The following is a 24,457-nucleotide window of genomic DNA, read 5'->3' as shown; positions in this document are numbered from 1 at the left end:
AGCTGGGGCTGCCCGTCGAGGGTTCGAACCTCGGTTTCCGCGTCCAGAGCGCGGCGTCCTGCCAGTTGGACGAACGGGCATCGGCTCCCGGTCCAGGAGTCGAACCTGGGCCAGCGGATCCAAAATCCGCGGTGCTGCCTGCTACACCAACCGGGAACGGGCGGTGGCGAAGTCGGATGCCCGCGGGTCGAACGCGGTGTCTCCTGGTCCCGAACCAGGCGGGGTCGCCACTGCCCCTCGCATCCGGCGGAAAGCCCCGGCGCCCCCTCGGCGCCGGGCCCGTACCCCTGCCAGGACTTGAACCTGGGGCCTCCGCATTCGTAGTGCGGCGCTCTGTCCGACTGAGCTACAGGGGTGTGCGTCCGGCGCCAAGGCACCGGACCGCGAGCGGCCGGAGGGCATCGAACCCTCTGCTTCGGTTTGGAAGACCGACGTGTCCGCCGAGTTCACCACGACCGCAGGAAGCGCCCTGGGCTCGGGCGCGGTGGTGAAGGAGGGAGTCGAACCCTCAATGCCGCAAAGGGCGCCCGGGTTACAGCCGGGTGGGGCTGCCACCGCCCCGTCTTCACCGTGCGGGTCCGGCGGCGGTTGGCTGCCGGACCCGGCGCTCGTCCTGGCCGCGGGTGAGGCGACGGGGACGAGTCTCGGAAATGTCTTGCTTCGCTGTGCAGTTGTCAAAGAACCGCCACCCGGAAATGGGCAGCAGTAGTTGTGAAAAATGGGAATTGATTGTGCGAAGCGGCCCTGACGAGAGAAGCCGCCCGGATCGGCTTCCCGACGGGCGGCTCCCTGTGCGCGCAGCGACTGCTGCGTCAGGTCAGGGAGCGGATACCGCCCAGGATTCCGCCTTTTCGGCCGATTTGGCGCTGGTGGAGCGGCGCACGCTGGACAGCGCGGACGGCGGCCGGATACTGGCCTCGCATCTCCCGCGTCCGCATGTTCGTCATGTCCGCTCCTTCATCCGCTGTGGTGGAATCATCTTCACCTACCGCGAAGGCATGCGTCAATCTTATTTTCCGCAGAACAGTTTCCAGGCGGTCTTTCCGAAGAAGAAGGGTTGTGCTGTAATGGGCGAGTGCACTTCAACCCTTACGGCGGCGCGGGCGCGCAGGTAGCCGCCGACCTGGCGACCCTTGCCCAGCGCGACGACGTCACGGCCGCCGAGGTGCGGGCCGCGGGGCAGGCTCGCGACATGGTGCTGCCGCGCATCACCACGGACGAGGCGGGGCGGATTCTCGCGTGGGGGCGGCGGCTGCATCAGGTGTTCGTCGCGGAGACGACCGGCGAGCGGATCGATCTGCTCAATGAGCTGCTCGCCGTCGCCGCGTGTCGGCCGAATATCGCCAGTCACGACGGGAAAGCGCCGCATCTGCACTACTCCAGCGAGGGCGCGGGGGTGGTCGAGCGGTTTTACGCCTACACGGCGGGCGGGCTCGCGCATCTGGTGTGCGAGGAGCCGCACCGTCTCGGCGTATGCGCGCGTGAGGGGTGCGGCGTCGCGTTCGTGGACACGTCGCGCAACGGACGCCGACGGTTCTGCTCCACTCGCTGCGGCACACGGGTCAATGTCGCCGACCATCGCGCGCGGCAGCTCGCGGGCTAGGCCACAGATGCGGCGGCAGCCGCGCCGACTGCTCGCGAACCGACGTCGCCGAACATCGAGCGCGCCGACTTGCGGGCTATGCGACCGGTCAGTCCCGTCGCACAACCGCGCGCGGCGGCACGCGGGCAGACGCGGCCGACGATCGCGCGCGGCAACTTGCGGGCTAGACCACCGATCCGTGAGCGCCCGCGGCGAACGCGGACTAGACCACCAGTCAGTCAGCAACCGCCTCGAACGATTGCAGTTCCGGGTACTTCGGCGCGATCGTGTCGCCGGAGGACTCGCCGCGCAGGCGTCGGCCGATCCACGGCAGAGCGTGTTCCCGTCCCCAGCGAAGGTTCGCCGCGCGCTGTTCCCGGGTTGACAGGCGGGGGCGCGGTCCCAGCGCGGCGTGCGTGAGGCTGTGCTGCACGCCCAGCGCGTCGAGGACGGCGATGGCGATTTCGGTGTGCCCGGCGGCATTCAGGTGCAGCCGGTCCGGGGACCACATGCGACGGTCGCGCAGCTGGCGCATCGACCACATGTCCACGAGCAGCGTCTCGTGCCGCGCCGCGATGCCGCGGACGTGTTCGTTGTAGATCGCGACCCGCCCGCGGATCTGGCGGAACAGCGCGTCCTCGACGCCGTCGACGCCGGTGAACAGCAGCACCTGCGCACCGGCCGCGCGGAGGCGGGCCACGGCGCGTTCGTAGGAGTCGGCGAGGCTGTCGATGTCGACGCGCGGCCGCATCAGGTCGTTGCCGCCCGCGTAGACGGTGACGAGGTCCGGCTTCATCGCCAGTGCCGGTTCGATCTGCTCGTTCAGCACCTGCGGCAGGAGCTTCCCGCGCACCGCCAGATTGGCGTACTGGAACCCCGGCTCACCGGCGGCCAGCACCTCGGCGACCCGGTCGGCCCAGCCGCGCACCCCGTTGCGCGCGGACGGATCGTCGTCCCCGACGCCTTCGGTGAACGAGTCGCCAATACAGACTAAGCGGTTGGTCATTGCCTCAGTTTAGGCCCGGCTCCCCCGCCCTGGTCACGGCGCCCGCGGACAGCAGCGTAGCTCCCGCGAGACCGCCCCAGAGCGCGCCAGGCCCGAGCGGAGCGAGTGCGGTGAGCACTGCCGGGGAGACCGCGAGTCCGATGCCGGTCGACAGTTCGAAGCGGGCGGCCGCCTGCCCGAGCAGGCGTGCAGGTGCGAGGGCCAGGACGAAGGCGGTGGCGCTGCCTGCGTAGATGATCTCGCCGATGGTGCAGACCACCGAGACCGCGGCGATCGCCGGTGCCGCCCAGCCGGATCCGAGCAGGGTCGCGGCGAGGAAACCGAGGTAGGACACCGTCAGCACGATTCCGCCGGTCGCTAGTGCGGTTCGCCGGGAGATCCGCGAGAGCAGGACGGTGACCGGCACTTGCAGGGCGACCACGAGCACTGTGTTGGCCACGAAGATCGCCGCCGACCACACGGGGGACGCGTGCAGGTACGCGGTCAGCACCAGCGGCAACGCGATCTCCGGGACGTTGAGGCAGAACGCGTAGACGACGTTCGCGCCCAGCAGCGCACCCATCCGCGGCGCGCGCTCGAGGGTCGGCTCCGCCGGCATAGCCGGGGCGCGCAGCCGCACTGACCAAGCCAAGCCCGCGGCGACCAGGTACGCGATTCCGGTGCCGATCGCCATGGTGCGCAACGCATCCGAGCCGCCTGCCAGGCACGCGGTCGCGAGTAACGCGCCGATGCCGAGCGCTGCATTGCGGAGGGAACGGCCAGCGGCGAGGGCGGCGTCGCGTTCCCGGTCGGCGGCGAGCGTCGCGACGAGCGCGGCGTGCGCTGCTGGCCAAGCCTGGTTGCCTGCGGAGAGCAGGATCGCCGCGCCGACGAACGGCCACATCTCCCCCGTCGGCGCGGCCAGCAGCATCGCGACGCCGAGCGCGCGCACCAGCATCGAAGCGGCCACCACGGTGGTGCGCGCACCTCGATCGAGCCATCGCCCCACGCACGGCATGCAGCCGAGGCCGACGAGCACGCCTGCGGTCATGGCCGCACCGGTCGCAGGCGCGGACAAGCCCAGCACGGTCACGCCGTAGATCAGGAGAAACGGGCGCAACAGGCCGGTGCCGAGCGCGTCGACGGCCATGGCGGCCGCGTAGCGCGGGCCGCCGGAGACGCGGAGCAGCGCGCTCGGCCGGATCTTGGTGGTCATGGCGCTCGACAGTGCCGCGCGGGCCTCGGGCGGAGCACTCCGATTCGCCGTTTCCGTCAACCGGCGAAGTCCCGCACCGCTCGATCGGCGATGCTGGTGCGGTGCCGTTGAGGATCGACATCGCCGGACTGCCGGCCGAGCAGGTGCGGTTCGCCGCGTCGCCGCTCGCGGAGCTGACCGCGATGCTGCACGTGCTGGCCGAACCGGGCCATCACCCGCGGTTTGCCGCGTGGGCGGGCGAAGTCTGGGCCGGGCTGCGGCCGGAGCTGGCCGAACGCGTGCGAGAGGCGGATTCCCTGTGGCGGTCGTCGCAGGCCGACTTCCTGTTGCCCGGACGTCCGCGCCCTGCTCTCGCCGACGAACTGGCTGACGTCGACGCGATCGACGACGAAACCTATGCGACCGCGGCGCTCGTCTCGACCTGCGGCAGCACCCGGATCGCGACCGGGTCTCCGCTCACCGACCCGGCGTCGCGCGAACGCGCCCTCGACCTCGCCCAAGCGCGCGGCCCTCGTCAGGAAGCGTTCGCCGAAAGCCTGCTGACCGATCCCGCGGCCACGCGCGCCCGGATCCGCGACACCCTCGAGCAATGCGCCGAAGCGTTCTTCGACAGTGCTTGGGCCGGCCTGGAGCCGCAACTCTCCGCAGATCTTCGGCGCAAGCAGGATCTGTTGCGGCACAAGGGAATCCGCGCGGCACTCGACGCGGTGTCCAGCGCGGTCGCTTTGTCGGAAGACAGCTGCCGCATCGTCGTGGACAAGCTGCAGGACAAGGCGACCGCCGCCCGGGAAAGCGTCACCTTCATTCCCAGCGTGTTCGGCAGTCCGCACCTGGTCGTGGTGCACGCGGCGGGCTGGCGGCCGGTGGTGCAGTATCCGGTCGCCGACATCGCGCCGGTGCCGCTGGAAATCGTTGAACTGCGGCTCGACGCGCTCGCGCATCCGGTGCGGCTGCGCCTGGTCCGCACACTCGCGCGCAGCCCGCACACCACCAGCGAACTGGCGCACAACTGGGATCTCTCCGCGCCGGAGGTGTCGCGGCACCTCGCGGTCCTGCGCCGGGCGGGCCTGCTCACCACGAAGAGACAGGGCCGGTACGTGCGCTATTCGCTCGACTTGCCGCAGTTGTCCTCGCTCGGCACCGATTTGCTGGCCGCCGTGCTGCGCTGACTCAGGTGCGGAGGCCGTCGAACAGGATCGCGATCGTGCGGTCCCGCAGCGCGCGGTCGGACCCGACGTGCTCGGCCGCCTTCGCGGTGCCGATGATCACCGGGATCAGTTCGGTGGTGGTGACGTCGCGCCGCACCGCGCCGCTGTCCTGGGCGCGGCGCAGGAGCACGCCGAGGGATTCGCGCAGCCGCTCCCCGATCACCGAACCCGTGCTGGGGACGCACACGCCGGCCGAACTGAGTGCTTCGAAGTAGGCATTCTTGGCGCTGGACATCTCGATCCAGCTGGTGAGGAAGGTGAAGAACGCGGCCCCGGCGTCCTCGGCGTTCTGCGCGACGACCGCGTCGGCCTCGTCGACGAACCGGTGCAGCCGCGCGTAGAGCACGGCTTCCAGGAGCGCTTCTTTTGTGGGGAAGTGCCGGAACACCGTGCCGATGCCGACGCCGGCCTCGCGCGCGACCTCTTCGGTCGGCGCACCGGTGCCCTTGGCCGCGAAAACCGTCTCGGCGGCTTCGAGCACCTTCGCGCGGTTTCGCCGCGCGTCGGCGCGCAGCGGTTTGTCCTCCGTCACGGCTGTGATGGTAGTCGCGCGTGCTGGCCGCGCGGCGCCCGATACCGGTCCGTCCGGCGTGCCGCAGCGGCGGAAACAACCCGTCCGGAGCAGGCGTCAGGAATCGTCAAACCTCTGCCGGTCGTTCACACTGTAGTGTGACGACCGTCACGAGAGGTGCACGACCATGACTCTAGGCGACAACGAGGTCACCCAGTCAGTCCAAGCGTCGACCGGCGACCGGCGGGTGCAGGTACGCCGGGCGGCCCTGGCCGGGTCGATCGGAACCACCATCGAGTGGTACGACTTCTTCCTCTACAACACCGCCGCGGCGTTGGTCTTTCCCCATCTGTTCTTCCCCGCGTCGTCGGCCTACGCCGGGGTGATGCAGTCGTTCGCGACCTACGCGGTCGGTTTCGCGGCCCGCCCGGTCGGCGCGGCGATCTTCGGCCATTGGGGCGACCGGCTCGGCCGCAAGGCGACGCTCATCGTGACGCTCCTGCTGATGGGCCTTTCCTCGGCCGTGGTCGGCCTGCTTCCCGGCGCGGCGACCATCGGCATCGCCGCCCCGTTGATCCTCGTCCTGCTGCGGCTGGTGCAGGGCATCGCGATCGGCGGCGAGTGGAGCGGTTCGGTGCTGCTGGCCATGGAATGGGGCGACCAGCGACGACGCGGCCTGCTGGCGAGTTTCGCGCAAGTCGGCGTCCCGGTCGGGCTCGTGCTGGGCACCGGCGGGATGACCCTGCTGTCGGCGACGCTGTCTCCGGAAGCCTTTTCCTCGTGGGGCTGGCGGATCCCGTTCCTGCTGAGCCTGGTGCTGGTGGCGATCGGCCTGGTCATCCGGCTGCGGATTCTGGAAACGCCGATGTTCGCCGCGGCGGTCGCGGCCAAGCGCACGTCGAAAGCCCCGGTGAAGGACGTGGTCCGGCACCACTGGCGGGAAATCCTGCTGTCGGCCGGGTTGCGCTTCAGCGAGCAGATGCCGTTCTACTTGTTCACCAGCTACGTCCTGGTCTATGTCGTGCAGCGACCGGAGTTCAGCAAAACGTTCGTGCTCAACGCGGTCCTGGTCGGGGCCGCGGCGGAATTGGTGCTGATCCCGCTGTTTTCCCAGTTCTCCGACCGGATCGGGCGCAAACAGGTGTACCTGACCGGCGCGGTGCTGACCGGGGTGATCGCGTTCCCGTACTTCACGGTCCTGACCCACAGCGGGCACGGGATGATCTTCCTCGCCATCATCGTGTCCCTGGTGGCGCATTCGATGCAGTACGGCCCGCAGGCGGCGCTGATCGGCGAGAGTTTCCCGACTCATCTGCGCTATGGCGGGGCGGGGCTGGGATACCAGCTGGCGTCGGTGTTCGCGGGCGGTCCCGCGCCGTTGCTGGCGGCCTGGTTGCTGCACACCACCGGCACGCCGTACTCGATCTCGATCTACATCGTCGCGTCCGTCGTGGTGACCGTGGCGTGCGTGATCGCGCTGCCTGATCGCTCGAAGGCCAACATCGACGACGTCGGCGTGTACGCGCGCTGACGAGAGCCGCGTAGTCCGGATGTCACCGGACTACGCGGTAACGGAGGTGGGTGACGCCGCGGCCTTCGAGCCGCCGCACGGGCTCGAGTTCGACGCGGCCGAGCCCGGTCGGTTCGAACAGCCGCCGTCCCGCGCCCAGCAGCACCGGAATCAGGTGCAGTTCGATTTCGTCGAGCTGGTCCGCGGCCAGGAGTGCCTGCGCCGCGCCCGCGCCGTGGACCAGCACGGCCCGCTCCCCCGCTTTGTCGCGGGCTTCGTCGGCGCACACGTTGACGTCGGTGTAGAACTTCGCGCTGCCCGGCGGCGCGTCGCCCGGGTCGACATGGTGGGTGAGCACGTGGATCGGGACGCCGTCGTGGTGGTCGCCGTGCCACCGGTTGGCCAGCTCGAACGTGCGGCGTCCGGAGATCACCGCGCCGGTCGCGGATGCCTCGGCGTACACCTGCCCGTTGATCCCCTCCTCCGCCCGGTCGTCGAGCCAGTCGAACAGCCGGAATCCGTCGCGGCCGAGCTCCTGGCCGGGCCGGTCGTCCGGGCCGGCGATGTATCCGTCGACGGACACGGACATGTACAGCCGCACTGGGGTTCTGCTCATTTCCCGATCTCCTTTTCGAGGAAGTCGACGATGGTCATGCCGTCGGCGTGGTGAGCGGGCCACTGGACGAGTTCGATCCGGCGGGCGGCCAGCGCGGCGAGCGTGTCGGCCCTCGACTTGACCTGCACGACCAGGTGGCTCACGCCGGTGCCCGTCTCGTAGCCGATCGCCGGGTAGAACGCCAGCGACCGATCGAGGTCGGTCACCCGCAGTCCGAGGTGCAATGTCCGCATTCCGGTGCCTCCGTCGCGCCTGGCCTTGCGGTGCGCCGCTTTCACCAGTGCGTCGAACGCGCGGTGCCGGATTCGACAACCCAGGGGCGAGATTCTTTTTCGGCGGCAGGCACAGAAAAAGGGGCTGCCACCCCGAAAATCGGAGTGGCAGCCCCTGTGCGTGACGCGATCAGCGCTGCGGCGGCGGTCCGCCCTGCGGTCCGCCGAACGGGCCTTGCTGCGGGAACGGTCCGCTGCCCGGTCCGGGGCCCTGCGGTCCGCCGAACTGCTGCGGCGGCGGGCCCTGGTACGGCCCGCCCTGCGGCGGCCCGGCCGGGGGCTGCGGCTGCGGCAGCGACTGCTGCTGCTGAGCAGGCGGCGGCGCACTCGGCTGCGGGCGCTCCGGCGGTGCGGGCGGCTCTTCCTCCTGCACCGGCTCGGGAGCCTCCCGCTTCGCCGGAGCCCCGCCGATCGCCCGGCGCGACTCGCCCGAGGACGCGCCCAGCGGTCCCTCTACTTCCTTGCGCGCCACCGCTTCCGCGGCGGCGACCGCCTCGGCGACCTTCGGGTCGCTGCTGGTGTCGAACCAGCCGGCGACCTCGTCGTCGTCGAGGTTCGGCTTGGCGGGCGTGTCGTCCTTGGGCGGTTCGTACCGGAACACGCCGTCGTCGCCCGGGGCGCCGAGTGCGCGGGCGAAGCCTTCGAGGGCCTTGCCGTAGTCGCTCGGGATCATCCAGACCTTGTTGGCGTCGCCTTGGGCCATCTGCGGCAGGGTCTGCAGGTACTGGTAGGCAAGGACTTCCGGCGTCGGGCGGCCGGCCTTGATCGCGGCGAACACCTTCTCGATCGCCTTCGCCTGGCCCTGTGCCTGGAGGTAGCGGGCGGCTCGTTCACCCTGCGCGCGCAGGATCCGCGACTGCCGTTCTGCCTCGGCGGCGAGGATCGCGGCCTGCTTCTGGCCTTCCGCGGCGAGGATCTGGCTCTGCTTCTGGCCTTCGGCCGTCTTGATCGACGATTCCCGCTGGCCTTCGGCGGTGAGGATCATCGCGCGCTTCTCCCGGTCGGCGCGCATCTGCTTCTCCATCGAGTCCTGGATGGAGGCGGGCGGCTCGATCGCCTTCAGCTCGACGCGGGCGACGCGGATGCCCCAGCGGCCGGTGGCCTCGTCGAGCACGCCGCGCAGCTGGGTGTTGATCGAGTCGCGGGAGGTCAGCGTCTCTTCCAGGCTCATGCCGCCGACCACGTTGCGGAGCGTGGTGGTGGTGAGCTGCTCGACGCCGATGATGTAGTTCGAGATCTCGTAGACGGCCGCGCGCGAGTCGGTGACCTGGAAGTACACGACGGTGTCGATGTTCACCGTCAGGTTGTCCTCGGTGATCACCGGCTGCGGCGGGAACGACACGACCTGCTCGCGCAGGTCGATCCGCGCGCGCACCTTGTCCAGGAACGGGACGAGGAAGGTCAGGCCGGGCGAAGCGACCGTGCGGAACCGGCCGAGCCGCTCGATCACCGCCGACTGGGCCTGTGGCACCACCATGATCGCCTTGACCACCGTGATGATGACGAACAGAGCCAGCAGTGCGACCACGACGATCGCTATTGTCGACAAGAGCGTTTCCCCTTACCTAGTACCGTTTTTCCTCGGACGGAACCTCACGAGACGATGTCCACCACGGCCGTGGCGCCGGAGATCTCGACGACCGTGACGCTGGTGCCCGGAGCGATCGGCGGCTGCGATTCGTGCACGGCGCGCGCCGACCACACCTCGCCGCCGATTTTCACCTGGCCGGCATCGTAGTCCACAGTGGACACCACGACGGCCCGGGCTCCGACCAGCGCGTCGATGCCGGTGGGGATGGCCGACCCGGCCAGGAAGCGGCGTTTGAGCGCCGGGCGGGCGAGCGCGAGCAGCCCGACCGAGCTGACCGCGAAGACGGCGACGTCGATGTAGATGTTGCCGGTCAGCGCCTCCGAGCCGGCTCCGAGCAGCGCGCCGACGCCGAGCATGATCAGCACGAAGTCCCCGGAGATCACCTCCGCGATCATCAGGACGATGCCGATGATCAGCCAGATCAGAGCCGCTGCCATGCCCTCATGCTCTCAGATCGCGTCGTTTCGCACCGGGCAAACTACTCGACGTGACCGACGCGTGACCTTGGATTTTTCCGACATACCGGACACTACGGAGCGTCGCCACCCGGTTCGGTCACGAAGTCGATGAGCCGTTCCACCGCGCCGATCAGCGGCGTTTCGAGATCGCGGAAGCTGCGCACCCCGGCGAGCACACGCTGCCATCCCTCGTACGGTTCGCCCCAGCCGAGCGCGTCGCAGATGCCGGTCTTCCACTCGACGCCGCGCGGGATCTCCGGCCAGGCGCGGATGCCGACCGACGCGGGTTTCACCGCCTGCCAGACGTCGATGTACGGGTGGCCGGTGACCAGCACCTGCTCGTCGCGGATCTGCCCGACCAGCCGGGATTCCTTGCTGCCCGCGACGAGATGGTCGACCAGCACGCCGAGCCTGCGGCCGGGTCCGGTGCCGAATTCGGCGATCCGGTCGGCCAGCACGTCGACGCCGTCGAGCGGTTCCACGACGACGCCTTCGACGCGCAGGTCGTGTCCCCAGACGCGTTCGACCAGTTCGGCGTCGTGCTTGCCCTCGACCCAGATCCGGGAGTCGCGCGCGACCCGGGCCTGCAGCCCCTGCACGCGGACCGAACCGGACGCGGACACCTGCCGCGCGGGGGCGGCGGTCTTCTTGACCGGCACGAGCGTGACCGGTTTGCCTTCCAGCAGGAACGCGGCGGGCGCGAGCGGGAACACCCGGTGGCGGCCCTTGGCGTCCTCGAGGACGACGTTGCCGTATTCGATCTTCACCACCGCGCCGCAGTACCCGCTGGCCGGGTCTTCGACCACGAGCCCTGGTTCGGCCGGGACCTCCGGCACTTTCCGCTTGCGGGGGCCGGACAGCACGTCGTGATAGCGCACGGTCGGGCACGTTATCGGCGCAGCGCCGGGGCGTCCCGCCGCCACGCCGGGGACGGGCGGCCGATGCGCCGGCTTGACGTGGAGCGCGGTCCAGCTCCTAGCGTCGGTGGCGTCAGCCGTCGAGGTGCCGCCCGGGTCCGCCGGGCAGGAGGAGCAACCGCATGATCACCCGAACCACGCTCGGCTCGTCCGGTCTTCGCGTCAGCGCGATGGGACTGGGGTGCATGGGGATGAGCGAAAGCTACGGCGCCTCCGACTGGGACGGCGGCCTCGCGACCATCGACCGTGCCCTGGAGCTGGGCGTCACGTTCCTGGACACCGCCGACGCCTACGGTGCCGGGCACAACGAGGTGCTGGTGGGCCGCGCCGTCCACGGCCGCCGCGACCAGGTGCAGCTGGCCACGAAGTTCGGCATCGACCGCAGCGTCGGCGACCGCGCGCGGCGCATCCGCGGCGCCCGGGACTTCGTGCTGCGCTCCTGCGACGCGTCGTTGCTGCGGATGGGCGTCGACGTGATCGACCTGTACTACGCGCACCGCCCACCCCAGGACGTGGAGATCGAGGAGACCGTCGGGGCGATGGCCGAGCTGGTCCAGGCGGGCAAGGTCCGGCATCTGGGCTTGTCCGAGGTCGACGGCGAGCTGCTGCGCCGGGCGCACGCGGTGCATCCGATCGCCGCGGTGCAGAGCGAGTACTCGCTGTGGACGCGCGACGTCGAGGCGGTCACCCCGGTGATGGCCGAGCTGGGGGTCGGGCTGGTGCCGTACTCGCCGCTGGGGCGGGGGTTCCTGACCGGGGCCCTGGATCGCTCCGCGTTGGGCGAGAAGGACTTCCGGCGCACCAATCCCCGCTTCGCCGGCGAGGCGGGCGACGCCAACGAGAAGATCGCGCAGACCGTGCGCGACGTGGCCGACCGGCTGGGTGCGACGCCGGCTCAGGTGGCGCTGGCCTGGGTGTATGCCCAGACCGAGCGGCTCGGGGTGGCGGTGGCGGCGATTCCGGGCACCCGCAGCCCGGCCCGGCTGGAGCAGAACGCGGCCGCGCTGGAGATCGTTCTGGACGCCGAGGCGCTGGCCGCACTGGAGCCGCTGAGCGACCAGGTGCGGGGCGAGCGCTACACCCCCGCGCACACCGCTGAGGTCGCCCGGGGCTAGTCGCTTGGTCGCGAGGGTTCAGCCCGGCAGGAGTCTTCGGGTCGGACGGTCCGGCTCAGCGAGCCATCCGCAGCACCGCGTCCGTGAACGGCGTCGGTCCGCCGCGGCGGAGCGGGCCCATCGCGACCAGCGGGGCGAGCGCGACGCACCACGCGCGGACCCGGTCGCCGTCGAGGTGCGGGAGCTCGGCGATCCCGTCCTCGACGGCACCGCCGTGGGCCATCGGCAGGACTGCCCAGTCGACGGCGTCGAAAGCTGGATCGCCGACGCACGGGCGCGGGTCGATCGCGACCGCGCCGCGTTCCGGTCCGGCGTCGAGGACGTTGCCGGGGTGCAGGTCGCCGTGCACGAGGGCGATCGGGCCGCTGGCCGCCAGTTTCTCGGACCGGGCGAGGCCGGTGCGCAGCGCTTCCAGCGGCAGGTGCGCTTCGGCCGGGGACCCGGCGAGGCGTTGCTCGGCGAGGCCGAACATGAACCGGACGCGTTCGAGCTGGGTCGGGAACGGACCGGCGGCGGGGACGCCGTGCACGTCGGCGAGCAGTTCGCCGATCTGGTCCCAGGGGACGTCGGCGCCGCGTCCGGTGAACGTGTCGCCGGGTTCGAGTCCTTCGAGCAGGACGGCGCCGTGGTCGAGGTCGGCGTCGAGGATCTGGACGACCCGCGACAGTCCGGCCCAGGAGCCCAGAGCGGTCGCCTCGGCGGTCGCGATCGCGCGGTCCGGGCAGAGTTTGAGCACCTTCAGCGCGCCCTCGCCGTCGCGGCAGAGCAGGGTGCGGCCGGTGTTGCCGGGCCGGGCCTCGGAGACGGTGAGGCCCCACTGGCGGCAGAGCCGCTCGACGAGCGTGGGCAGCGCGTCGCACCAGGCTTCGGCGACGGGGCCGAACCGGGTGACGAGGCGGGCGCGGGCGTCGGCGTCCATCAGGGCGGTGTCCATGGATTCCGCCATCAGAACAGCGGCCAGGGGATCGCGCGCCAGTCGTCGCCGGGCTCGGGGAACACCGCCTCGGCGAGCAGGTAGTCGGTGCGCTGCGAGAGCGCCCGGATCTCGAAGGCGGTCAGGTGTTCGCCGAGTTCCGCGCCGAGGCGGCCGTCGAGGTCCGCGCGGAGTTTCCGCAGCTTCTCGACGGCGTCCTCGGGCAGGTCCTCGCCGATCCAGCCCCACAGCACGGTGCGCAGCTTCGGGTCGGTGTGCAGGCAGATGCCGTGGTCCACGCCGTAGACGTGGCCGTCGGTGCCGGCCAGCAGGTGCCCGCCCTTGCGGTCGGTGTTGTTGACGACGATGTCGAGGACCGCGAGTTCGCGCAGGTCCGGGTGGTCGGCGTGGACGAGCACCGCCGGTTCGCCGAGCCGGTCGTGCGCGTGCAGCACGGTGCGCCAGCCTTCGGGGACCTCGTCGGGCGCGCAGACGTCGACCACTTCGGCGTCCTCGTCGGTCTCGACCCACAGCTGCACCATGCCGGGCCCGAACGGGCCGTCGCGCAGCACGGTCGGCGGGATCGCGCCGAGGCCGCAGGCGTCGGAGATCATCGCGGTCGCGACCTCGCGGCCGGCCAGCGTGCCGTCCGGGAAGTCCCACAGCGGCCGCTCCCCCGACACCGGCTTGTACACGACGCGGCCGGTGACGCCGTCGAGTTCGATCGCGCAGAACAGCGTCACGTTGGAGGCGTCGACGAGCCTGCCTTCGACGTCGATGCGCCCGCGGGAGACGAAATCGCGGGCGGCGGGGTCGGCAGGCCCTGGCGCGGTGCTCGCCACAGCCGCCCTCAGTCCTCGGTCACGTCGACGTCGCGCCGGTACCCGTTCTGCCGCGGGCAGATGTGCCCGGCCGGGTCGAGCGGTTCGCCGCACAGCGGGCACGGCTTGCGGCCGGCGTTCACGACGCGGTCGGCGCGTTCGGCGAAGGCGCGGGCGGCGACCGGGGTGAGGAACACGCGGACCGCGTCCGGGCCTTCCTCGGTGTCGTCGAGCACGACGGTCTCGTCGATCTCGCCCTCGGTGATCGCGAGCAGTTCCACGACGACCGCGCCGGAGTCGGCGTCCCAGCCGAGCCCCATCGTGCCGACCCGGAACTCCTCCTCGACGGGCACCGTGAGCGGGTCGGTGTCGACCTCGTCGTCGGGGGCGTGGCTGGGCACGTCGGCGCCGAACCGGCTGGCGACTTCCTCCAGGAGCGACCCGAGCCGCTCCGCGAGGACGACGACCTGCTGTTTTTCGATCGTGACGCTGATCGTCCGCACGTCCTCCGTCGCCTGGAGGTAGAAGGTGCGGTCGCCGGGCTCGCCGACCGTGCCGGCCACGAACCGGTCGGGCTTGCGGAAGACGTGGATTACGCGTGACATAGCGTCTTCGACCCTAGGCCACGGACGCATGATCGGCATCCGCCGCCCCGGGTTGAGGGACCTTCGCGCGCGATTCCTGCGCGGTGCGTGCGGATCCGGACACGCAGCGGATCCTCGTTAGGCTTTCCGGGTGCCTCGCATCTCTCCTCATGGAACCTGGACCTCTCCCGTCACAGCGGCCGGCGCCGCGGCCGCCGGCGGCGGCGCGCAATGGCTCGCCGCGGTCGACGGCGCGCTCTGGTGGGCGGAGGCGCGGCCCGCCGAAGGCGGCCGGGTCGCGCTCGTGCGCGCGCTTCCCGGCGGCGGCGCCGAGGACGTGCTGCCCGCGCCGTGGAACGTCCGGAACCGGGTGCACGAGTACGGCGGGCGGCCGTGGCTCGCGGTCGGCGGCGTCGTGGTGTTCACGCACTGGGCCGATCAGCGGGTGTACGCGCTCAAGGACGGCGAGGTCGCCCCGCTGACGCCGGAACCGGCCACGCCGCAGGGCGTCCGGTACGGCGATCTCCGGCCCGGTCGCGAGGGCGAGGTGTGGGCGGTCCGCGAGCGCAGCACCGGGCCGCGGCGCACGGACATCTCCCGCGAGCTGGTCGCGATCCCGCTGAACGGCTCCGCCGAACGGGTGCTCGTGGAGGGGCACCGGTTCTTCACCGCGCCGCAGCTGTCGCCGGACGGTGCGCACGCCGCGTGGCTCGCGTGGGACCACCCGGCGATGCCGTGGGACGGGACCGAGCTGTTCGTCGCGCCGGTGGCGGCGGACGGGTCGTTCGGGGAGGCGCGCGTGCTGGCGGGCGGGCCGGAGGTCGCGGTGTGCCAGGTGGCGTGGGAGTCCGCGGACCAGCTGCTCGTGCTCGCCGACCCGGACGGCTGGTGGAACCTGCACCGGGTCGGGCTCGACGGTTCGGTGGCGAACCTGGCGCCGGCGGAACGCGAACTGGGCGGGCCGATGTGGAAGCTCGGCACGAGCTGGTTCGCCCCGCTGGGCGGCGGGAAGCACGCGGTCCTCGATTCCGGCAAGCTCGCGATTCTGGACGAGAGCGACGGTTCGGTGACGCGCGTCGACACCGAGCTGACCGTGTGGTCGTCGAGCGGGCTGGCCGCGACGCCGGACGGGATCGCCGGGATCGCGGGCGGGCCTCGGCACGAGAGCGCGGTCGTGGTGCTGGACCCGGACACCGGGAAGTGGCGCGCCCTCACGCCGCAGCCGGCCTCGCTGCCGCCCGCGGAGTACCTGCCGGTGCCGCAGGAGCGCGTGTTCACCGGACCGGACGGCGCGGAGATCCCGGCGTACGTGTTCCCGCCGACGAACCCGGACTTCGCCGCGCCGGAAGGCGAACTGCCGCCGTACGTGGTGCATGTGCACGGCGGGCCGACCGGGCACAGCGACGAATCGCTCGACCTGGACTTCGCGTACTTCACCAGCCGCGGCATCGGCGTGGTCGCGGTGAACTACGGCGGCTCCACCGGATACGGGCGGGCGTTCCGCGAGCGGCTGCGGGAGCAGTGGGGCGTGGTGGACGTGCGCGACTGCGCGGCGGTCGCCGAAGCGCTTGTCGCGGAAGGGATCGCCGACCGGGCCCGGCTGGGCATCCGGGGCGGCAGCGCGGGCGGGTTCACCTCGGCCGCGTCGATCACGATGACCCGCACCTACGCGGCGGCGACGGTGAAGTTCCCGATCCTCGACTTCACCGGATGGACCGGCGAGGGCGGGGAAACGCACGACTTCGAATCGCAGTACCTGGTGAGCATGGTCGGCCCGTATCCGGAGGCCGCCGACCGGTACCGGGAGCGCTCGCCGATGACGCACGTGGGCGCGCTGGCCGGGCCGGTGCTGTTCCTGCAGGGGCTGGAGGACCAGATCTGCCCGCCGGAGCAGGCGGACCGGTTCGTCTCCGAGATCGACGGCAGCGGGATCCCGCACGCGTACCTGCGGTTCGAGGGCGAGCAGCACGGGTTCCGGAAGGCGGAGACGATCGTCGCCGCGCTGGAGGCCGAACTTTCCTTCTACGGCCAGGTGTTCGGCTTCGAAACGCCGGACGTGCCGCGGCTGGAGCTGTCCCGATGAGGCCCGCGAGACTTTCCGCCGGGGACACGGTCGCGCTCGTCGCGCCGTCCGGGCCGGTGCCGCAGGATCTGCTGGACGCCGCGTTGCCGGTGCTGGGCAGCTGGGGCGTGAAGGTGCGGGTCGGCGCCGGGGTGCGGGCTTCGGGCGGGTCGTATCTGTCCGCGCCGGACCAGGCGCGGGCGGCGGAGTTCGCCGAGGCGTGGCTGGACCCGGAGGTCCGGTGCGTGCTGGCGGCGCGCGGCGGGTACGGGACGCAGCGGATGATCGATCTGGTGGACTGGGCGGCGCTGCGGGCCGCCGGTCCGAAGGTGCTGGCCGGGTCGAGCGACGTGACCGCGCTGCACCGGGCCGTGCACACGCATCTGGGCCTCGCGTCGCTGCTTTCGCCGATGCCCGCGAGCGTGCTGTTCGACGAGCCCGCGGCGGAGCACCTGCGGCGGACGTTGTTCGAGCCGGACCACGCGCGGGTGCTGCGGGCGCGGGAGCCGGACGTCGTGGTGCCCGGCCGTGCGCTGGGCGTGCTGGTGGGCGGGAACCTGTCGCTGCTCGCGTCCGGGATCGGCACGGCCGAGCAGGGGTCCGCGCGCGGCGGGATCGTGCTGCTGGAGGACGTGACCGAGAGCCCGTACCGGATCGACCGGATGGTGACGCAGCTGCTGCGCTCGGGCTGGTTCGACGGCGTGCGCGGCATCGTGCTGGGCTCGTGGGCCGCGTGCGGCGACCCGGCGGAGGTCCGCGAACTGCTGGCGGAACGGTTGTCGCCGCTCGGGGTCCCGGTGCTGAGCGGGTTCGGCTTCGGGCACGTGGCGGGGTCGCCGACGGTGCCGCTCGGCGTTTCGGCCTCGCTCGACACCGAACTGGGCACGCTGACCCTCGACTCCCCCGCGCTGGACTGAGCATGCGACTGTCCACTGTGGAAACCCGGGCCCGGTTCGCGGCGGCACGGGTGGCCCGGCTGGCCACAGTGGACAGTCGCGGGGTCCCGCATCTGGTGCCGGTGACGTTCGCGGTGCGCGAGGACACGGTGGTGTTCGCGGTCGACCACAAGCCGAAGACCACGACGTCGTTGCGGCGGCTGGCGAATATCGCGGAGAACCCGGTGGTGTCGTTCCTGGTCGACGAGTACGACGAGGACTGGTCGCGCTTGTGGTGGGCGCGCGCGGACGGGGTGGCGCGGGTGGTCGCCGATGCTTCGCGGGACTCGTACGTCGAATGGCTGGCCGCGAAGTATCCGCAGTACGCGGAACGGCCGCCGGAGCATGCGGTGGTGGTGACCGAGGTGCGGGCCTGGCGGGGCTGGGCGGGGTCGTAACGCTGGACCGGAGTCCGGCGATCTTTCTCCCGAATGGGGAGGATCATGCGTATTTCCGTCGCGGTGACCGGTCTTGTCCTGCTGGTCGCGGGCTGTGCCGCGGAAACCCCGGCAGCGCCTTCGGCGCCGAGTGCGGGCCCGCCGTCCAGTTCGGCGACCAGTTCTGCGCCGGTGTCCGCTTCGGCTTCGGCTGCTCCGGTCGCGAAAGACCTCACGAAGTATCTGCCGAGCGATGAGCAATTGTCCGCGGCCCGGGTCCGCATCCAGCAGCACCGGACGCGCGTCTCCCCCGGCACTTCGCTGCGCATCGTGCGGGCGTGCGGCGCGGACCAGCCGTGGGATTCCGCCGCGCAGAACGGGGTGCGGGCGGTGTCCGTGACCGACCAGATGCAGATCGACGAACTGCTCGCGGAGTACCGGGGTTTCTCCGGCGAGCAGGTCGTTTCCGGTCTCCGTACCGCGCTGGACTGCGGGAGCGCGGTGGTCGAAGGACGGCGGCTGGCGGTGAAGTCGCGGTTCTCGGTCGCCGGGGTCGCCGACCCGCACCTCGGTTTCTGCGGTCAGTTGAACGCGCGGGTGGCCGGGTGCGTCCTGGTGTTCGCGCACGGCAACCGCGTGCTCGCGCTCACCGCCGCCGGCTGGCTCGCGAGCGCCGAGGAACAGCAAGCCGAACTGAAGCGGCTGGCTCCGACCTTCACCGCCGCGTTCGACCAGGATTGACATGCGAAGACTCATCACGCTGCTGGGGCTCGTCCTGCTCGCCGGAGGCTGCGCGAGCACCCCTCCCCCGGCGTCGTCTTCCGCGGACGAGCTCACCCGATACCTGCCGGACGAGAAGCAGTTGAGCGAGGCGGGGGCCAAGCAGAAGCAGGCTCCGTCTTCCTTTGCCGTCAAGTGGATCACGCCGCTGCACGTCGTGGCGGCGTGCGAGGGCAAGCAGCCGTGGGAGTCCGCCTTGCGCAGCAACGTGCAGGCGACTGCCAGCGCCGGGGAGCTGGAGGTCTGGCAGCTGGCGGCGCAGTACGAGGGGTATTCCGGCGAGCAGATGGTCACCGTCCTCGAGGAGTCGCTGAGCTGCAGCAAGTACCCCGACCTGGCCACGCGGTTCTCCGTTTCCGGTCTCGCCGACCGGCACCTGGCGTTCTGCCGCCGGTTCTGGGAGCCGAGGCTGACCAGTTGCGTGCTGGTGCTCGGCCGAGGAGACCGGCTGCTCGCCGTCCGGACCGGCAGCAGCAGCGTCGCAGCGCCGGTGCTGCAGGCCAAGCTGAAGCAACTGGCCCCGATGTTCGCCGCGGCGTTCGACCGGGACTGACGATGGCGAAACGGCGCTACGTGGCGCGGGGCGTGCCCGGCGGGTACCAGGTCTGGGACAACCGGGCCCGCCGCTGGTGGGGCGAGGCGTTCCAGCGGTGCCCGGACGATCTGGTGGCCGCGCTCAACCGCCATGCGGACCACGCGACCGTCACCGCGCTGGTCAACCGGTACCGGACGCTCAAGCGCTGACCGGTGCTCGCGGGGTCGTAACGCGGAGCTGGCGATCTTTCTCCCGAAACGGGGAGGATCATGCGTTTTGCGCTTGCGGTAACCGGTCTTGTCCTGCTGGTCGCGGGCTGCGCCGCCGAGGCACCGGCTGCCGTACATCGTCGGCCCGAACACGCCGCTGCGCATCGTGCGGGCGTGCGGCGCCGATCAGCCTTGGGACGCTGCCGTGCGGGACGGCGCGCAGGCGTACTCCACAAAGGACACTCTGTGGATCCGGCAGCGGCTCGCCGAGTACGCGGGCGATACCGGCGAGCAGGTCGTCTCCGCGCTGGACAAGGCGCTCGGCTGCGGGAAAACGGTGTCCGGGGACCACGATCTCGCGGTCGTGACCCGGTTCTCCTCGCACGGCAAAGGCCTGCCCGAGGACGCCGAGCTCACGGTGAAGGCCCGGTTCTCGGTCCCCGGCGCCGCTGATCCGCAGCTCGGGTTCTGCGGTCAGTTCGCGGGCGCCCGGGCGGCCAGTTGCGTCCTGGTCCTCGCCCGCGGCGATCGCGTCCTCGCGGTTATCACCACCGATTACCAAGCGGGCCGGGTGAGCATGGCGGCGCCGCAGGCCGAGCTGGCCCGCTTGGTTCCGACGTTCGCCGCGGCGTTCGACCAGGACTGAGGTGCGTCAGCGGGTCTGCGCCAGGTCGCCGAAATAGCCGGTCCGCCACAGGATCCTGGTGCGGACTTCGGTGATGCGCCAGCCTTTCGCGGTTTCTCGCAGGTCCGCGGTGACGGCGCCGCCCGCGGTGAACGCGCGGTCCTCCATCCGCACGGTGACCGGGCGGTCTTTCCACAGGTGGATCGCCACGAGATTCGCCCGCACCTCGGCGGTGGTGCCGTCGAGGTCGACGTCGTGGCCGGTGAGCAGGTGCTGGCTCGCCTCGAAGCGGGCGAAGCTGCGGGCGTGGCTGTCCGCGATGTCGGCCGGTCCGGCGATTTCGGCGCCGCCCGGGCGCACGATCTTGCCGTCCGGCGCGAAGATGCGCTGGAAGCGCGTGGCGTCGAACTGCCGCTCGTCGACAGCGCGGTAGTAGCTGTTGAAGGTGCGGATGATGCGGGACGTGGCGAGCAAGGCGTCGAGTTCGTGTTCCTGCACCGGCTTCTCCCCTCGGGGTTCCGCTGTCATCGTCCCGCGCCGGCCGGTCGTGGCATCATGCTGTGACGGCGGTCGCACTCCCGGTGCGGGCCGGGCGGGGGGCGTCTTGGGGTGTGCGATCGCGGTCGTCATCGTCGTGGTGCTGATCGCGGCGGCGGTCAACAGCGATGTCGACCACGCGGTGACCGGCGGGTTCAACGTGGTCGTCTGGATCGCGTTGATCGGCGGCGGGCTCTGGCTGGCGTCGAAGGCGTATGAAAAGAACAAGACGACGGTCGCGGCGAACGCCAAGTCCGCGAAGGACAAGACTCGCAGCGAGCGGTACTCGCGGGCGAGCGAATGGCAGCGGGAGACCCGGGCGGCCAAGCTGCCCGACGCCCGGCCTCCGGGTCCGCTGAAGCTGTCGCTGGACGGCACGGTGCGCGAAGCCGTGTCCGATGCCGACAGTGCCCGGCGGGCGATCCGCGACGTGCTCGCGGCGATCCCGGTCCGCATCGCCGAGGAAGCCCGCGCCCGCGCGAAGGCGCTGCGCCCGCCGGTCGAGCGGCTGTGCGAACCGGGGCGCTATTTCCAGGAAGAGGAAGACTGGGGCCGCTACAACGTCTGGTGGGGGCCGGAGCGCACCGGCACCCGTCCGACCCGCGAGGTGGTCGCCCAGGTCAAGGACCTGCTCGGGTGGGCGGCCGCCCGGCGGAATCTGGTGTCGGACATCCATCCCGGAGCCGAGCGTCTGCTGGCGACGCTCACCGGCGCGCTGGCCCAGCGGTTCCGGGACAGCCTGCAGACCCGCTACGGGCGGGCCGACGACGGCGCGGGGATCGCGGTTCTGCCGCCCGGCGAATGGGAATCCCTTCTCGGCGACCTGCACGCCGCGCTCGTCGCGGTCGCGGACGGGCTGGCCGCGCTTCCCCGGCCCAAGCTGCTTCCGCTCATGCACCGGCCCAAGGAAGCGCGGTTCAAGGACCACGTGTCGGGCGAGGCGATGGAGCAGGACCTCCGGGAGTTCCTCGCGGACACCGCCAAGCTGCGGGAGCGGGCGCTCACCGGGTCGTGGCCCGCGAAGTTCCGCTCCGGCTGGCAGCTGGACGGCGGGGTGCTGGACGGGTTCGTGACCGAGGAGATCCGCCGCCGGCTGGCCAGGGGCACCGAGGGGTTCCCGTGGGTCGCGCAGTGGAACACCGGCCAGCTCAGCCACGGCGGCTTCGCCCGCGTCTACCTGGCTTACGTCACCATCGCTCTCGCCTATCTGACGGAGGTGCTCGGCAACATGGCCGACTACAAACGGGATTCCGCGCCGCAGTCCGGCCACCGCATCGAAATCGGCGGCGACGTGACGCACAGCAACTTCATTCTCAACAGCACGGTGCGGGACATCACGACCGTGCTGGCTCCGGTCGCCGGACGGGACGACCGGCTGGCCGAGGCGATCGAGGCGCTTTCGGCCGCGGTGCGCGAGGATCCGGATCTGCCGGAGGACGAGCGCGAGGAACTCCTCTACCACGTCAAGGACATCGCCGAGGCGGCTGCTGAACCCGGGGAGAAGCAGAAGCGCGGCCGGGCGAAGCTGGCGTTGAGCGCGGTGGCCGAGGCCGCCAAGAGCGGGGCGCAGCTCGCGCAGACCGTCACCGCCTGGCACGACGTGCTGAGCAAGATGTTCTGACACCGCGGGGTATCCCGGTCAGGGGCAGGCGGCGGGCTCGGCGGCGCGCCAGGATGGCCTGGTGAGCAACGGAAGCAACGAACTCGGCGGTTTCCTGCGCAGCCGTCGCGAGCGGTTGACGCCGGAGGCCGCGGGCATCGCGCCGGGCGGCACGCGGCGCGCGGTTCCCGGGTTGCGCCGGGAGGAATTGGCCGAGCTGGCCGGGGTCAGCGTCAGCTACTACACGCGGCTCGAGCAAGGGGCCAGCAGTAGTGCCTCGGACGCGGTGATCGACGCGCTGGCCGCGGCCTTGCGGATGAATCCGGCCGAGCACGAGCATCTGCGGGCGCTCGCGGCGCCGCGGCGGGCGGTTCGGCCGCGGTCCCGACGGACGAAGCTCAGGCCCGCGGTGCGGGATTTGCTCGCGGCGATGCCCGCCATGCCGGCTGTGGTGGTCGATCACCGGGCCGATGTGCTGGCGTGGAACCGGCTCGGGCACGCCCTGCTGGCCGGGCACGTCGCGTTCGACGCGCCGGACGAGCGGATCCGCCCGAACATCGCGCGGATGCTGTTCCTCGACCCGCATCATCGCGCGCTGTACCGGGATTGGGCGGACAAGGCGTCGGTGACCGTCGCGGCGCTGCACCAGGCGGTCGCGCGGCATCGGGACGATCCGGTGCTGGAACAGCTGGTCGGGCGGCTGGCGGTGGAGAGCCCGGAGTTCGCGCGGATGTGGGCGAAGCGGCCGGTCCGGACCTGCTCGTACTACGTGCGCGAACTCGACCATCCAGTGGTCGGACGTCTGACGCTCGCGAACGAGACGGTCACGCTGCCGGACGACGATCAGCAGCTCGGCCTGTTCTACGCGCTGCCGGGCGCCGCGGACGCCGACGCGCTCGCGTTGCTGGCCCGCAGCTGTGCGGAACCCTTGGCGAAGGAGAAGGTGCGATGAGAATTCTTGTGGTCGGCGGGGCCGGGACGATCGGAAAACGGCTGGTGCCGGAGCTGCGGTCGCGCGGGCACGACGTCGTGGTGGCCGGGCGGACGTCGGGCGAGGTGCGGGTCGATCTGGCCGAGCCGGAGACGATCGCGGCGATGTACCGCGAGGTCGGTGCGGTGGACGCGGTCGTGAGCATCGCCGCGCACGGCGCGTTGGACGAGTTCGCGAAGCTGACGTCGGCGGAGCTGCGCGAGAACATGCGGGCGAAGTTCTACGGGCAGGCCGAGCTGGTCCTGCAGGGGCAGCATCGCGCGGCGGACGGCGCTTCGTTCACGCTGACGTCCGGGATTTTCGCCGATGAGGCGTGGCCGCACGTCACCGGCGGCGGGGTGATCAGCGGGGCGCTGCACAGTTTCGTGCTGTCGGCGGCGATCGAGCTGCCGCGCGGGATGCGGGTCAACGCGGTGAGCCCGACGATGGTCGGCGATTCGGCGGACGAGTTCGGCGGGCATTTCCCGGGGATGCGCCCGGTGCCGATGGACGAACTGGTGCGGCACTACCTGGACTGCGTCGAAGGAGACCGCACGGGGACGGTCGTGCGGGCTTACGCTTGACCGCCTTCGGCAGGACTCTTACCTTTGACTCACCAGACATCGGATGTACTGCGCCGCCGGCCGATGTGCCCCTTTCGTTCCTGTTCGGAAAGGACACTCCGCGATGCCGGATTCCCGTGGTTTCCCGCGCCGTGCGGCGCTGCGCACGATGGCAGGTGCGGCGCTCGCCGTCCCGGCCCTGGCTGGTCCGCTGGCCCGGTTCGCCGCTGCCGCGAGTCCGTTGTGGCATCCCGATCCGGTGAAGGACGGGCTGAAGGCGTTCGAGGGCGTCGAGGCGGATCGGGGCGGTCTGCATCCGGACCGGAAGTACGTGGTGGTGGAGGGGAATCACTACCGGTTCACCATCTGGCGCGACGACCGGGACACCACGGGCGGCGGGGATCGGCAGCGGACCGAGACGAAGGGCATGGTGCAGAACGGTTCCGCGTTGAAGATGCGCGACGGCGAGACGTGGACGCTGTCCTACGAGATGTTCATTCCGGCGAGCCTGCACGGCACGAGCCGGTTCACGCACATCTTCCAGACCAAGACCCCGGCGACGAACGAGGGGCCGTGGGTGACGCTCGATCTGGTCCGGGACGGCGGCGTGGAGATGATTTCCGCTCGCGCGTACGCGAATCCGGGTTCGCCGTCGATCGCGGCGGCGAAGCTGGCTCCGTTGCGGGAGAAGTGGATCACGGTCGAGTGGACGCTCACTCCGGGCGACGCGGGGGCGGCGGCGTGCGTGATCCGCAGCGGCGCCGGTGCGGGTGCGCCGATCGCCGCGCAGGGTCGCCGGACCGGGGTGAAGCTGCCGGACCAGGGCGACTACGTGCGGCCGAAGTGGGGCATCTACCGTTCGGTCGAGAGCGATCCGGCGGACATTCTCGACACGTACCTGCTGTTCCGGAACTACCGCGCGAATCGCGCGTAGCCCTGGAGTGCGGTGGTCCCGGTGCGGGACC

At 71.2% G+C, this 24,457-nt stretch carries 28 protein-coding genes and 5 tRNA genes; 16 read left to right on the top strand and 17 right to left on the bottom strand.

Annotation, left to right across the window (positions count from 1 at the left end):
- Nucleotides 1-8 precede the first annotated feature (8 nt).
- The 5 genes from WA670_RS14470 to WA670_RS14450 all read right to left on the bottom strand — a co-directional run bounded on the left by WA670_RS14470 (nucleotide 9) and on the right by WA670_RS14450 (nucleotide 570).
- Nucleotides 9-80, bottom strand: a tRNA-Gln gene (locus WA670_RS14470).
- Between the two features lie 4 nt (nucleotides 81-84).
- Nucleotides 85-156 (bottom strand) — tRNA-Gln (locus WA670_RS14465).
- Nucleotides 157-282: 126 nt separating this feature from the next.
- A tRNA-Arg gene (locus WA670_RS14460) sits at nucleotides 283-356 on the bottom strand.
- A gap of 30 nt (nucleotides 357-386) precedes the next feature.
- Nucleotides 387-459: transfer RNA gene (locus WA670_RS14455), tRNA-Gly, on the bottom strand.
- Between the two features lie 26 nt (nucleotides 460-485).
- Nucleotides 486-570 (bottom strand) — tRNA-Tyr (locus WA670_RS14450).
- Nucleotides 571-671: 101 nt separating this feature from the next.
- On the opposite strand from WA670_RS14450, the gene WA670_RS14445 reads away from it, so the two are divergent.
- Together WA670_RS14445 and WA670_RS14440 are read left to right on the top strand one after the other, a co-directional pair.
- Complete coding sequence (locus WA670_RS14445) at nucleotides 672-1,115, top strand: hypothetical protein (protein WP_336157974.1); 444 nt, start codon at nucleotides 672-674, stop codon at nucleotides 1,113-1,115.
- On the top strand, nucleotides 1,076-1,603 hold the full coding sequence (locus tag WA670_RS14440) for a CGNR zinc finger domain-containing protein (protein WP_336157973.1): 528 nt from the start codon (nucleotides 1,076-1,078) through the stop codon (nucleotides 1,601-1,603). The genes WA670_RS14445 and WA670_RS14440 overlap by 40 nt, the downstream gene beginning before the upstream one ends.
- A 214-nt stretch (nucleotides 1,604-1,817) precedes the next feature.
- Here WA670_RS14440 and WA670_RS14435 read toward each other — a convergent pair whose 3' ends face one another.
- Entirely contained in the window at nucleotides 1,818-2,588 is a 771-nt protein-coding gene (locus WA670_RS14435; RefSeq protein ID WP_336157972.1) for an SGNH/GDSL hydrolase family protein, read from the bottom strand.
- 4 nt (nucleotides 2,589-2,592) lie between these two features.
- Entirely contained in the window at nucleotides 2,593-3,783 is a 1,191-nt protein-coding gene (locus WA670_RS14430; RefSeq protein ID WP_336157971.1) for an MFS transporter, read from the bottom strand.
- Nucleotides 3,784-3,884: 101 nt separating this feature from the next.
- Here WA670_RS14430 and WA670_RS14425 point away from each other — a divergent pair, with 101 nt between their 5' ends.
- Nucleotides 3,885-4,952 carry a DUF5937 family protein gene (locus WA670_RS14425; RefSeq protein WP_336157970.1) on the top strand — a complete coding sequence of 356 codons (1,068 nt, stop codon included), beginning with the start codon at nucleotides 3,885-3,887 and terminating at the stop codon, nucleotides 4,950-4,952.
- A 1-nt stretch (nucleotide 4,953) separates the two neighbouring features.
- On the opposite strand, the gene WA670_RS14420 is transcribed toward WA670_RS14425, so the two are convergent.
- Nucleotides 4,954-5,523, bottom strand: a complete 570-nt coding sequence (locus tag WA670_RS14420) for a TetR/AcrR family transcriptional regulator (protein WP_037806002.1) — start codon at nucleotides 5,521-5,523, stop codon at nucleotides 4,954-4,956.
- A 166-nt stretch (nucleotides 5,524-5,689) separates the two neighbouring features.
- Here WA670_RS14420 and WA670_RS14415 point away from each other — a divergent pair, with 166 nt between their 5' ends.
- Entirely contained in the window at nucleotides 5,690-7,033 is a 1,344-nt protein-coding gene (locus tag WA670_RS14415; protein WP_134661470.1) for an MFS transporter, read from the top strand.
- A 22-nt stretch (nucleotides 7,034-7,055) separates the two neighbouring features.
- Here WA670_RS14415 and WA670_RS14410 read toward each other — a convergent pair whose 3' ends face one another.
- The 5 genes from WA670_RS14410 to WA670_RS14390 form a co-directional block, all read right to left on the bottom strand.
- Nucleotides 7,056-7,628, bottom strand: coding sequence for a dihydrofolate reductase family protein (locus tag WA670_RS14410; protein WP_336157968.1), 573 nt, complete (start codon nucleotides 7,626-7,628; stop codon nucleotides 7,056-7,058).
- Nucleotides 7,625-7,861 carry a VOC family protein gene (locus tag WA670_RS14405; RefSeq protein WP_134732235.1) on the bottom strand — a complete coding sequence of 79 codons (237 nt, stop codon included), beginning with the start codon at nucleotides 7,859-7,861 and terminating at the stop codon, nucleotides 7,625-7,627. The genes WA670_RS14410 and WA670_RS14405 overlap by 4 nt, the downstream gene beginning before the upstream one ends.
- 169 nt (nucleotides 7,862-8,030) lie before the next feature.
- Nucleotides 8,031-9,377, bottom strand: coding sequence for an SPFH domain-containing protein (locus tag WA670_RS14400; RefSeq protein WP_442893098.1), 1,347 nt, complete (start codon nucleotides 9,375-9,377; stop codon nucleotides 8,031-8,033).
- Between the two features lie 116 nt (nucleotides 9,378-9,493).
- A complete protein-coding gene (locus WA670_RS14395; RefSeq protein WP_037805993.1) occupies nucleotides 9,494-9,928 on the bottom strand; it encodes an NfeD family protein in 435 nt (144 codons plus the stop codon).
- A gap of 92 nt (nucleotides 9,929-10,020) precedes the next feature.
- Nucleotides 10,021-10,827: a DUF3097 domain-containing protein gene (locus WA670_RS14390; protein ID WP_134732237.1), complete on the bottom strand. Its 807-nt coding sequence runs from the start codon at nucleotides 10,825-10,827 to the stop codon at nucleotides 10,021-10,023.
- A gap of 161 nt (nucleotides 10,828-10,988) precedes the next feature.
- On the opposite strand from WA670_RS14390, the gene WA670_RS14385 reads away from it, so the two are divergent.
- The gene (locus WA670_RS14385; protein WP_134732239.1) at nucleotides 10,989-11,981 is read left to right on the top strand and encodes an aldo/keto reductase; all 993 of its coding nucleotides are present in this window, start codon (nucleotides 10,989-10,991) and stop codon (nucleotides 11,979-11,981) included.
- A gap of 55 nt (nucleotides 11,982-12,036) precedes the next feature.
- Here the strand turns inward: WA670_RS14385 and WA670_RS14380 are convergent, their stop codons facing one another.
- Genes WA670_RS14380 through WA670_RS14370 form a run of 3 tightly spaced genes read right to left on the bottom strand, consistent with a single transcriptional unit; the run spans nucleotide 12,037 to nucleotide 14,320 of the window.
- A complete protein-coding gene (locus tag WA670_RS14380; protein ID WP_037806615.1) occupies nucleotides 12,037-12,915 on the bottom strand; it encodes a phosphotransferase in 879 nt (292 codons plus the stop codon).
- Between the two features lie 11 nt (nucleotides 12,916-12,926).
- Nucleotides 12,927-13,736, bottom strand: coding sequence for an SCO1664 family protein (locus WA670_RS14375; protein ID WP_037805987.1), 810 nt, complete (start codon nucleotides 13,734-13,736; stop codon nucleotides 12,927-12,929).
- An 8-nt stretch (nucleotides 13,737-13,744) separates the two neighbouring features.
- Nucleotides 13,745-14,320 (bottom strand): DUF3090 domain-containing protein, encoded by a 576-nt coding sequence (locus WA670_RS14370; protein ID WP_037805986.1) that lies wholly within the window; start codon nucleotides 14,318-14,320, stop codon nucleotides 13,745-13,747.
- Nucleotides 14,321-14,450: 130 nt separating this feature from the next.
- Between WA670_RS14370 and WA670_RS14365 the strand changes: the two genes are divergently transcribed.
- From WA670_RS14365 to WA670_RS14335, 7 genes are all read left to right on the top strand, one after another.
- Nucleotides 14,451-16,382, top strand: a complete 1,932-nt coding sequence (locus tag WA670_RS14365) for a S9 family peptidase (RefSeq protein WP_134732240.1) — start codon at nucleotides 14,451-14,453, stop codon at nucleotides 16,380-16,382.
- A complete protein-coding gene (locus WA670_RS14360; protein WP_134661478.1) occupies nucleotides 16,379-17,278 on the top strand; it encodes a S66 peptidase family protein in 900 nt (299 codons plus the stop codon). Before WA670_RS14365 ends, WA670_RS14360 begins: the two co-directional genes overlap by 4 nt.
- Before the next feature lie 2 nt (nucleotides 17,279-17,280).
- Nucleotides 17,281-17,694 (top strand): TIGR03668 family PPOX class F420-dependent oxidoreductase, encoded by a 414-nt coding sequence (locus WA670_RS14355; RefSeq protein WP_037805980.1) that lies wholly within the window; start codon nucleotides 17,281-17,283, stop codon nucleotides 17,692-17,694.
- A gap of 45 nt (nucleotides 17,695-17,739) precedes the next feature.
- Nucleotides 17,740-18,414 carry a hypothetical protein gene (locus WA670_RS14350; protein ID WP_134732242.1) on the top strand — a complete coding sequence of 225 codons (675 nt, stop codon included), beginning with the start codon at nucleotides 17,740-17,742 and terminating at the stop codon, nucleotides 18,412-18,414.
- Nucleotide 18,415: 1 nt separating this feature from the next.
- The gene (locus WA670_RS14345; protein ID WP_037805975.1) at nucleotides 18,416-19,006 is read left to right on the top strand and encodes a hypothetical protein; all 591 of its coding nucleotides are present in this window, start codon (nucleotides 18,416-18,418) and stop codon (nucleotides 19,004-19,006) included.
- Nucleotides 19,007-19,008: 2 nt separating this feature from the next.
- Nucleotides 19,009-19,197, top strand: a complete 189-nt coding sequence (locus WA670_RS14340) for a hypothetical protein (RefSeq protein ID WP_238606051.1) — start codon at nucleotides 19,009-19,011, stop codon at nucleotides 19,195-19,197.
- An 88-nt stretch (nucleotides 19,198-19,285) separates the two neighbouring features.
- The gene (locus tag WA670_RS14335) at nucleotides 19,286-19,843 is read left to right on the top strand and encodes a hypothetical protein (protein WP_336157967.1); all 558 of its coding nucleotides are present in this window, start codon (nucleotides 19,286-19,288) and stop codon (nucleotides 19,841-19,843) included.
- A gap of 6 nt (nucleotides 19,844-19,849) precedes the next feature.
- Here WA670_RS14335 and WA670_RS14330 read toward each other — a convergent pair whose 3' ends face one another.
- Nucleotides 19,850-20,320 (bottom strand): nuclear transport factor 2 family protein, encoded by a 471-nt coding sequence (locus WA670_RS14330; RefSeq protein ID WP_336157966.1) that lies wholly within the window; start codon nucleotides 20,318-20,320, stop codon nucleotides 19,850-19,852.
- Between the two features lie 106 nt (nucleotides 20,321-20,426).
- On the opposite strand from WA670_RS14330, the gene WA670_RS14325 reads away from it, so the two are divergent.
- The 4 genes from WA670_RS14325 to WA670_RS14310 all read left to right on the top strand — a co-directional run bounded on the left by WA670_RS14325 (nucleotide 20,427) and on the right by WA670_RS14310 (nucleotide 24,426).
- On the top strand, nucleotides 20,427-21,980 hold the full coding sequence (locus WA670_RS14325) for a hypothetical protein (RefSeq protein ID WP_336157965.1): 1,554 nt from the start codon (nucleotides 20,427-20,429) through the stop codon (nucleotides 21,978-21,980).
- A gap of 61 nt (nucleotides 21,981-22,041) precedes the next feature.
- Nucleotides 22,042-22,911 (top strand): helix-turn-helix domain-containing protein, encoded by an 870-nt coding sequence (locus tag WA670_RS14320; RefSeq protein WP_134732250.1) that lies wholly within the window; start codon nucleotides 22,042-22,044, stop codon nucleotides 22,909-22,911.
- Nucleotides 22,908-23,513 (top strand): short chain dehydrogenase, encoded by a 606-nt coding sequence (locus WA670_RS14315; protein WP_134732252.1) that lies wholly within the window; start codon nucleotides 22,908-22,910, stop codon nucleotides 23,511-23,513. The genes WA670_RS14320 and WA670_RS14315 overlap by 4 nt, the downstream gene beginning before the upstream one ends.
- A 103-nt stretch (nucleotides 23,514-23,616) precedes the next feature.
- The gene (locus tag WA670_RS14310) at nucleotides 23,617-24,426 is read left to right on the top strand and encodes a hypothetical protein (RefSeq protein WP_336157964.1); all 810 of its coding nucleotides are present in this window, start codon (nucleotides 23,617-23,619) and stop codon (nucleotides 24,424-24,426) included.
- Nucleotides 24,427-24,457 lie beyond the last annotated feature (31 nt).

Origin of the sequence: Amycolatopsis sp. VC5-11 (assembly GCF_037034185.1) — a bacterium.
Lineage (GTDB): Bacteria > Actinomycetota > Actinomycetes > Mycobacteriales > Pseudonocardiaceae > Amycolatopsis > Amycolatopsis nivea.
This window is presented reverse-complemented; position numbering and strand designations above follow the sequence as displayed.

Bases quoted from the DNA above. Each gene is read 5' to 3' on its own strand.
- WA670_RS14435 (WP_336157972.1), bottom strand. From the start codon at position 2,588: ATGACCAACCGCTTAGTCTGTATTGGCGACTCGTTCACCGAAGGCGTC.
- WA670_RS14430 (WP_336157971.1), bottom strand. From the start codon at position 3,783: ATGACCACCAAGATCCGGCCGAGCGCGCTGCTCCGCGTCTCCGGCGGC.
- WA670_RS14415 (WP_134661470.1), top strand. From the start codon at position 5,690: ATGACTCTAGGCGACAACGAGGTCACCCAGTCAGTCCAAGCGTCGACC.
- WA670_RS14410 (WP_336157968.1), bottom strand. From the start codon at position 7,628: ATGAGCAGAACCCCAGTGCGGCTGTACATGTCCGTGTCCGTCGACGGA.
- WA670_RS14405 (WP_134732235.1), bottom strand. From the start codon at position 7,861: ATGCGGACATTGCACCTCGGACTGCGGGTGACCGACCTCGATCGGTCG.
- WA670_RS14400 (WP_442893098.1), bottom strand. From the start codon at position 9,377: ATGGTGGTGCCACAGGCCCAGTCGGCGGTGATCGAGCGGCTCGGCCGG.
- WA670_RS14395 (WP_037805993.1), bottom strand. From the start codon at position 9,928: ATGGCAGCGGCTCTGATCTGGCTGATCATCGGCATCGTCCTGATGATC.
- WA670_RS14385 (WP_134732239.1), top strand. From the start codon at position 10,989: ATGATCACCCGAACCACGCTCGGCTCGTCCGGTCTTCGCGTCAGCGCG.
- WA670_RS14380 (WP_037806615.1), bottom strand. From the start codon at position 12,915: ATGGACACCGCCCTGATGGACGCCGACGCCCGCGCCCGCCTCGTCACC.
- WA670_RS14370 (WP_037805986.1), bottom strand. From the start codon at position 14,320: ATGTCACGCGTAATCCACGTCTTCCGCAAGCCCGACCGGTTCGTGGCC.
- WA670_RS14360 (WP_134661478.1), top strand. From the start codon at position 16,379: ATGAGGCCCGCGAGACTTTCCGCCGGGGACACGGTCGCGCTCGTCGCG.
- WA670_RS14355 (WP_037805980.1), top strand. From the start codon at position 17,281: ATGCGACTGTCCACTGTGGAAACCCGGGCCCGGTTCGCGGCGGCACGG.
- WA670_RS14350 (WP_134732242.1), top strand. From the start codon at position 17,740: ATGCGTATTTCCGTCGCGGTGACCGGTCTTGTCCTGCTGGTCGCGGGC.
- WA670_RS14345 (WP_037805975.1), top strand. From the start codon at position 18,416: ATGCGAAGACTCATCACGCTGCTGGGGCTCGTCCTGCTCGCCGGAGGC.
- WA670_RS14340 (WP_238606051.1), top strand. From the start codon at position 19,009: ATGGCGAAACGGCGCTACGTGGCGCGGGGCGTGCCCGGCGGGTACCAG.
- WA670_RS14315 (WP_134732252.1), top strand. From the start codon at position 22,908: ATGAGAATTCTTGTGGTCGGCGGGGCCGGGACGATCGGAAAACGGCTG.
- WA670_RS14310 (WP_336157964.1), top strand. From the start codon at position 23,617: ATGCCGGATTCCCGTGGTTTCCCGCGCCGTGCGGCGCTGCGCACGATG.